At 27.8% G+C, this 7677-nt stretch carries 11 protein-coding genes and 1 other annotated feature; of the genes, 8 read left to right on the forward strand and 3 right to left on the reverse strand.

Annotated elements, in window-relative coordinates; genetic code table 11:
* Positions 1–57: 57 nt before the first annotated feature.
* Positions 58–1221, reverse strand: coding sequence for an EAL domain-containing protein (locus HUU89_RS08095; RefSeq protein ID WP_175301490.1), 1164 nt, complete (start codon positions 1219–1221; stop codon positions 58–60).
* A gap of 124 nt (positions 1222–1345) precedes the next feature.
* On the opposite strand from HUU89_RS08095, the gene HUU89_RS08100 reads away from it, so the two are divergent.
* A complete protein-coding gene (locus tag HUU89_RS08100; RefSeq protein WP_175301491.1) occupies positions 1346–1804 on the forward strand; it encodes a GNAT family N-acetyltransferase in 459 nt (152 codons plus the stop codon).
* A 156-nt stretch (positions 1805–1960) separates the two neighbouring features.
* On the opposite strand, the gene HUU89_RS08105 is transcribed toward HUU89_RS08100, so the two are convergent.
* Both HUU89_RS08105 and HUU89_RS08110 read right to left on the reverse strand, forming a co-directional pair.
* The gene (locus tag HUU89_RS08105; protein WP_175301492.1) at positions 1961–2605 is read right to left on the reverse strand and encodes a LytR/AlgR family response regulator transcription factor; all 645 of its coding nucleotides are present in this window, start codon (positions 2603–2605) and stop codon (positions 1961–1963) included.
* Positions 2598–3224, reverse strand: coding sequence for a hypothetical protein (locus HUU89_RS08110; protein WP_175301493.1), 627 nt, complete (start codon positions 3222–3224; stop codon positions 2598–2600). Before HUU89_RS08110 ends, HUU89_RS08105 begins: the two co-directional genes overlap by 8 nt.
* A gap of 138 nt (positions 3225–3362) precedes the next feature.
* On the opposite strand from HUU89_RS08110, the gene HUU89_RS08115 reads away from it, so the two are divergent.
* The 7 genes from HUU89_RS08115 to rplT all read left to right on the forward strand — a co-directional run bounded on the left by HUU89_RS08115 (position 3363) and on the right by rplT (position 7507).
* Positions 3363–3755 (forward strand): hypothetical protein, encoded by a 393-nt coding sequence (locus HUU89_RS08115; protein ID WP_119363934.1) that lies wholly within the window; start codon positions 3363–3365, stop codon positions 3753–3755.
* A gap of 61 nt (positions 3756–3816) precedes the next feature.
* Complete coding sequence (locus HUU89_RS08120; protein WP_032089956.1) at positions 3817–4776, forward strand: P1 family peptidase; 960 nt, start codon at positions 3817–3819, stop codon at positions 4774–4776.
* A gap of 134 nt (positions 4777–4910) precedes the next feature.
* A complete protein-coding gene (locus HUU89_RS08125; RefSeq protein WP_175301494.1) occupies positions 4911–5522 on the forward strand; it encodes an ECF transporter S component in 612 nt (203 codons plus the stop codon).
* A 35-nt stretch (positions 5523–5557) separates the two neighbouring features.
* Entirely contained in the window at positions 5558–6142 is a 585-nt protein-coding gene (locus HUU89_RS08130; protein ID WP_175301495.1) for a histidine phosphatase family protein, read from the forward strand.
* A gap of 74 nt (positions 6143–6216) precedes the next feature.
* Positions 6217–6335: a sequence feature (ribosomal protein L20 leader region), on the forward strand.
* Between the two features lie 7 nt (positions 6336–6342).
* The gene (gene infC / locus HUU89_RS08135) at positions 6343–6900 is read left to right on the forward strand and encodes a translation initiation factor IF-3 (protein WP_032089875.1); all 558 of its coding nucleotides are present in this window, start codon (positions 6343–6345) and stop codon (positions 6898–6900) included.
* A gap of 18 nt (positions 6901–6918) precedes the next feature.
* Entirely contained in the window at positions 6919–7113 is a 195-nt protein-coding gene (rpmI, locus tag HUU89_RS08140) for a 50S ribosomal protein L35 (protein WP_022002088.1), read from the forward strand.
* Positions 7114–7147: 34 nt separating this feature from the next.
* Positions 7148–7507, forward strand: coding sequence for a 50S ribosomal protein L20 (gene rplT, locus HUU89_RS08145; protein ID WP_022002087.1), 360 nt, complete (start codon positions 7148–7150; stop codon positions 7505–7507).
* The last annotated feature ends 170 nt before the right edge of the window (positions 7508–7677 follow it).

Genomic DNA, 7677 nt, shown 5'->3' on the forward strand with positions numbered 1-7677 from the left:
AGAACATAGTACAACCCTTTATTAAGTTGTACTTAATAGAGGAAAAGTGCGTATTATCTATTTTATCAAATATTTTAATAAATCTTTAATAGTGACAATACCATAAAAACATTGGTTCTTTAAAACAATAATATCTTCATAAAAATGTGAACTTTCATTTTCAAGATAAAGTTGACAAACATTTTTAATAGGTAAATGGGAAGGAACAATTAGAGAGTCTTTAAAAAGATTTGATTCAGCTGCATCTAAATTACAAAGCATATTTTCTCTTTTTAAATAACCTAAATAATGTCCTTCATCATTGATAACATAAATTCTTTGAGTGGTATTATTTTCTTCAAAAATTTGATAAGCATTATTTATATTTTGATAAGTTTTTAATGTACAAGGGAAATGACAAAGAGAATCTATTGTAGGAATATCTAATGTTTTCTTATATTTGTTGTATAATTTTTTGATAGTTTCTTTGATATCAGGTAAAAGATCATCAAAATTATCAACAGGTTTCTTTAAATAATAACCTTGACCATATTCAACACCTAATTGAATTAAACATTCAAGTTCTTCCTTTGTTTCAATACCTTCAACAATTAATTTATAATGCGTAGCTTTACAATAGTTGACCATGACTTCTACCATCGTACGCTTATCTTTATTTAAATGAATATCTTGAATAAGTTCTTTATCTAGTTTGATATATTCAGGTTGTGTATGATTGATTCTATTTAAATTAGAATAACCTGAACCAACATCATCAATAGCAATTTCAAAACCTTGACTACGATAATGTCTAACGGCTTGTTTAAATAAGTGCTTATCTTCAATAGATGTTGTTTCCGATAATTCAAAGACAATATTATTAGAATCTAAATGATATTTTTTTAAATATTCTTTTGTAAACCCCTGAACAAAATCTGAATCTAATAAAATATTAGCATCTACATTAATAAATAACTTTTTGCCTGATGGCATTTGTTGACTTGCCTTAATAGCACATTTACGACAAAGTTGATCTAACTTCCATGATTGTTCAATTGTTTTAGCTATCTTAAATAATTCTTCAATATTAAGAGTACATGATTCTAAAGTAATACGGCTTAAGGCTTCAAAAGATACTATCTCTCCTGTTTTTAAGGAAACAATAGGTTGAAAAACACTTTTTATTTTCTTTTCATTAATTATTTTAAAAAAATCATTGATTTTCTTTTCGTTTAATTTCATTTATCTATCCTCTATTCTTTTTAAAATATATAGAAAGAAGAATGATATTTCTATCAATAAAAACTAAGGAAATTGTTAAAAATAGGTAAAAGATTTTGTTATAATAAAACAAAGGAAAAAGCATATGAAAGAAATAGAATATAAAGTACTAGGTGTAGATGATTTAGAATTATTAGTAGAGTTAAGAATAAAAGATTTAAAAATGTTTTCTAATCAAAAAATAACACATTCTACAATAGAAAACATAAGAGTTTTTTATAAAGAAAAAATGTTAAAAGATGAATGTCATACATTAGTGGGCTATCATTTAAATCAAATTATTTCAACAGCTACAATTTACTATTATGATATACTTCCAAGTAATGAAAATCCCAAAGGAAAAGTTGGACAAATAACGAATGTTTGGGTAGATGAAAATTATCGACATTTAGGGATTGGTAGATATATGGTAGAATATCTTATTGAAAATTATCAAAAAGATGTTGGAATGATTTGTTTGAATAGTTCAAAAGAGGGAATGAACATGTATTTACATCTTGGATTTAAAAAGAAAGATAATTATTTGATTTATAAGAATGGGTAGTGTTAAATAATATTGTTTACAATAACTATTTTTCTTAATAAAATTGGACGGGAAATAAGTATACCGCTGACCAGTATGCGGGATAAAAGTGATTGGGTTGTAAGTAGTAGTCCTTCACTAGTAAGTGAGGGTTTTTATTTTATAAAAAAAGGAACATTAATTTTGTTCCTTTAAACTTTCTTTATAGCTTCTTCCAATAGGAAGATGTGTTTGTTCTTTTAAAATAACTTCTTGATTTTTTATTTCTTGAATAAATCTTTTGTTAATAATGTATGATTTATGAATTTGAATAAAATCAAGAGATTGTATTTCTTTATTAAATTGACTTAATGTTTTTCTTTCAATCATTTCTCCATTAATAGAATGAATAATAATTTGATGTCTAAGTGATTCGATATAATAGATTTGTGATAATCTTATTTTTGAAGTAATTCCATTTCTTTGATAAAGATAATATTGAAAGTTTTTTTGAATTTGTTTTTGAATAAAATCGTGATAATGAATAAATTGTTTTTCTAATTCATTATTAATGAAATAAAGATGTGTTTGCATTTGTAAACAAATACTTACAAGATCAAAATTTTTAGGTCCAATAATATAGATCAGAGTACTATTTAATTTTTTAAGATGATTTAAAATATTTAAATCATTCTTTTTTTCTATTTCTACAAAATAAATATCTTGAACTGTTTGATGTGTATAATTTGTAAGTATGTATTCTATTTGTAAATCATCAAAGAATTGTTGAATAAGTGGTTCTATTTGTTGGTAATGCTTTGAAATAAGAGAAATTCTAATCATGTTTTTTCTCCTTTTCAATAGCTACAATATATTGATCAAGATTTTTATTTGAACGTATGATATCTAATAAATGATAAGAATCAACAAAACGTACACCATTTTTTTTCATGAGTTCAATGCCTTTACTAAAAGTTTCCTTATCAGAACTTACTAAATTTTCAATAATATATTGAGAACCATCCAACATATTAAATTTAAACACAATTTTATTTCCAGAACCATTTACTAAATATTTTGATGGATAAAAAGAATAATGATAATAAGAGATTTGTACAAAATCAATTTGTGAAAGTTTTAAATTGATTTGATATCTAGGATATTTATTTTTAAAAAGAAAAGAATAAAGATACCTTGCTTTATCTAAATTTTTATCAAAATAAATGTATCTTAAATATTTTTGATCGACTTCCCACATGGTATTAGCGAAAACTATTCCTGGTAGTACGAAACTATAAATCAATAATAATATAATAATAAGAACACAAAAAAACATTATTCTTTCATAAAAATGTTTATACATGATAAAGAAAACACCTAACCACCAAACAACAAAAAGTAAAATAACAAAGTTTAATAAGATGATTTTTCTTTTCTTTATTTTTCCAACAGTAACTTTCATAACTTCCTCCTGTACGTGTATTATAACATAGTTTTTTTATTTGGATTTTGTTGTTGGGGACAGGTTGATGGTTGTTGGTGCCTCTTTGCTATTTATTTAAAAGAATAGGATTAAAGTATAGATAAGGAGGAAAAGAAGATGAAGAAAAAGGTAATAATGATTGGTGTTGTTTTAATTGTGTGTCTAGGAACTGTTTTTTATAATATGCAAAAAAGAAATCCTTATAAAAGTTATAATCATTTAAAAACAAGTGAAGTTTTAAAAGTAAAGGAATTTAATCAATATTGGGTTTATTTTTATTCAATGGATGATCAAGAAAGCATGGATTCTAAAAATGGGATAGCTCGTCTTAATAAGGCAGTAAGTAATGTTTATTTTGTGAAAATAAAGGATAAAGAAGTAGTTATTGAAAATCAAAAAGTTAAATCAGCTACATTACTTTATATAAAGGATCATCAAATAACAAAAGAATACAAAGGATTAAAACAATTAAAAGATCATAGTGATGAAATATTACAAATGAGTTGGTAGAAAAAAGTTTAAAGCTTTTTTCTCCTTTTTTAGTATAATGATAAAAAAGAGGAAAAAGATGATGAAAGAAATAAAATTAACGGATATTAAAGGTGTAAAAGTAGGACAATATGAAAATCAAGAAGCAGCTACAGGATGTAGTGTTGTTATTGTAGAAAATGGAGCGACAGCCGGTGTAGATGTTCGTGGTGGAGGTCCTGCTACAAGAGAAACAGATTTATTAAATCCAATTAATATGGTTCAACAAATTCATGCTGTTATGTTAAGTGGTGGGAGTGCTTTTGGTTTAGACGCAGCTAGTGGTGCCATGCAATATCTTGAAGAACATGGTGTTGGTTTTGATATGTCTGTAGCAAGAGTACCAATTGTATGTGGTGCTTCATTATTTGATTTATCGGTGGGAAATCCTCATATAAGGCCAGATAAAGAAATGGGGTATAAGGCTTGTCAAGATAGTGAAAATGATTTGATTAAAGAAGGAAACTATGGCGCTGGTTGTGGTGCTAGTGTTGGTAAACTTTTAGGATTTGAACATGCCATGAAAGGTGGCATTGGAACATATGGTGTACAAGTTGGAAATGTTCAAGTAGCAGGGATCGTTGCTGTAAATGCCTGTGGAAATGTCATTGATTATAAAACGCAAGAAATATTGGCAGGTGTTAATATTGATAAAAAATGTGTTTCGGCTAGTCAAATTATTTTAGATCAAATGGATCAACTTAGAAAATTACCGGATGGTAATACAACCATTGGATGTATTGTAACGAATGTCAAACTGACTAAAGCACAATGTACAAAGATTGCTGGAATTAGTCATAATGGTTACGCTAAAAGTATTGATCCAGTTCATACAATGAGCGATGGTGATACAATTTTTGTATTAAGTACAAATGAAGTTGATGGAATGGTTGATGCTGTTGGTATTTTAGCTGTTGAAGTCATTTCTAAATGTATTCAAAGAGCGATTAAAAAAGCTAAGAGTGGATATGGTTTATTAGCTTATCAAGATTTGAAAAAATAATCGAAAAAGCATATAATTTTCTCGTTCGTATATTTTGATATTAAAAGAGATCTATAAGACTCTTATTAAGACATTTGAAATAGCGAATACCATAAAAACGTTGCATCTTTTATGAGCGACAGTAGGAGGATTATATGAAGTCGAAAAAGACACAGTACATGACTTCAATGGCTTTATTTTTAGCAATTGAAATCATTCTTGTTGTGACACCCCTTGGATATATTCCAATTGGACCATTAAATGCCACAACAATGCACATTCCTGTCATTATTGCAGGAATCGTATTAGGAAAAAAAGCAGGAGCTGAGTTGGGCTTTGTTTTTGGATTAACAAGTTTAATCAAAGCAACGATTCAACCAGGCATTACATCTTTTTGTTTTTCCCCATTTGTGACAATAGGCACAATGTCAGGAAATTACAAAAGTCTTTTGATTGCTTTTGTTCCTAGAATTTTACTTGGCTATTTAGCTGGATTCGTTTTTGAAATCATGAAAAAGAATAATCGTGAAAACTTAGGTGTTGTTGTAGGTGCTTTAACAGGAGCTATTACAAACACAGTGCTTGTTTTATCAGGAATATACATATTCTTTGGTGAAGCATATGCGAGTGCGGTAGGAGTGCAATACTCTACTTTAGTAACGGTATTATTAGGAGTTGTTTCTACAAATGGTATTTTAGAAGCTATTCTAGGGGCAATTATTTCACTAGCTATCTACAAAGCATTAAAACCAATCTTAAAATCATAGCAGGTCGATTGACCTGCTTTTTAAAGGAGATATTTATGAAATACATATTTGTTAGACATGGAAAGACACATTTTAATGAAATACAGCTTAAACAAGGATGGTGTGATTCACCTCTTACAAAGCAAGGAATAAAAGAAATAGAAAATATGGCAGAACAGTTAAAGGATTATAAAATAGATGCTGCTTATACTTCTCCAATATTACGAGCAAAATATACAGCACAAATAATTTTAAAAAATCATTCTGTTTTATTAAATGAAGATAATCGTTTAAAAGAAGTGAATTTTGGTCTTTTAGAAGGATTACCTTGTTTATTTGTAGATAAACTTCAATTAGAATCTTCTAATTGGTTAGATGATTTACAAATGGATTATACTGGATATGAAGGTGAAAATGTTGAAGATGTAATTCAAAGACATTTTGAATTATTAAATGATATAGAAAAGAAATTTCAAGATGATGATACGATTTTAATGGTAGGTCATGGGTGTTCTTTATATGCATTTATTAAAATATTATTAAAAAATCAAAAACTTGATTTTCCACAAAATGCCAGTGCAATTATAGTTAATAAAGTTAATAATGAATATCAATTAGAAACAGTATTAAATCCAAAATAAAAAATCTTGAAATAATCAATAATTTTATTGACATGAGTGGCATATGATGGTAATATCTACGTGTAATAAAAAGTAGTGGAAAGAAGAAGTGCCTACTTCTCGCCTGATTGATTTTGTCGATAGGCAAATGTCACTAAGATTTAATCTTAATGTCAATGGTGGGTACTCAGTGTGCTCACTTTTTATTTCAACTATAATAATTGGAGGTGGCTTTTATTAGCAGATTTGATAACAGAAAACCAAAACAACCTGATGATTTAGTAAACGAAAGAGTTCGTTTTAAGGAAGTGTTGGTTATTGATCAAAACGGTGATCAATTAGGAGTAAAAAGTAGTAGAGAAGCGTTGGATATTGCTTATGATGCAAATTTAGACTTAGTTTGTGTTGCACCTAATGCAAAACCACCAGTTTGTCGTATTATGGACTTTGGTAAATATCGTTTTGAACAACAAAAGAAAGCAAGAGAAATGAAGAAAAACTCTAAAGTGGTAACTTTAAAGGAAACTCAATTATCAGTAACTATTGATACTCATGATAAAAATGTTAAATTAAAAAGAACATTAAAATGGTTAGAAGAAGGAAACAAAGTTAAAGTTGCAATCAGATTTAGAGGTAGACAACTTGCACACGTTGATTTGGGTAAAAAAGTTATTGATGACTTTGTTGAAGAATGTGCAGAAGTTGGTCAAATTGAAAAACCAGCAAAATTAGAAGGACGTACTTTAACAGCTATATTAGCACCAAAAAAGAAAAAATAATTAATGGAGGAAACAATTATGCCAAAAATTAAAACACATAGCGGATTAAAAAAACGTTTAAAAAGAACAGGTAGTGGAAAATTAAAACGTAGCCATGCTTACATTTCACACTTATCACACAATAAAACTCATAAACAAAAGAAACACTTAGCAAAAGCTACAGTTGTAAGTGCTTCAGATTACAAGAGAATTAAATCAAGATTACCTAAATAATTTTAGTTAAAAATAAATACAGGAGGAATACACAATGGCAAGAGTTAAAGGTGGATATACAACTAGACATAGAAGAAAAAAAGTTATTAAATTAGCCAAAGGATATTTTGGAGCTAAACATAAATTATATAAAACTGCTCATGAACAAGTAATGCACTCAATGGCATATGCTTATAGAGATAGAAGAAACTTAAAAAGAAATATGAGAAAATTATGGATTGCACGTATTAACGCTGCAGCTAGAATGAATGATATCTCATATTCTAAATTAATGCACGGTTTAAAATTAGCTAACGTTGAAATCAACAGAAAAATGTTATCTGAAATCGCAATCTGCGATCCAGAAGGTTTCACAGCTATCGTTGAAACAGCTAAAAAAGCTTTAAATGCTTAATAATTCAGGACCAACATTTGTTGGTCTTTTTTTTATTTATCATATTTGTTGACACTTAAAGTAAGTAGGTATATCCTATAAAACATAGTAAATCTATAGGAATAAGGAGAAATAAAAATATGAGCGAAATTAAAAACAGTTTTTTAGACCTAGTAGGGAATACACCACTA

It is taken from the genome of Faecalibacillus sp. H12 (assembly GCF_013361255.1).
Lineage (GTDB): Bacteria > Bacillota_I > Bacilli_A > Erysipelotrichales > Coprobacillaceae > Faecalibacillus > Faecalibacillus intestinalis.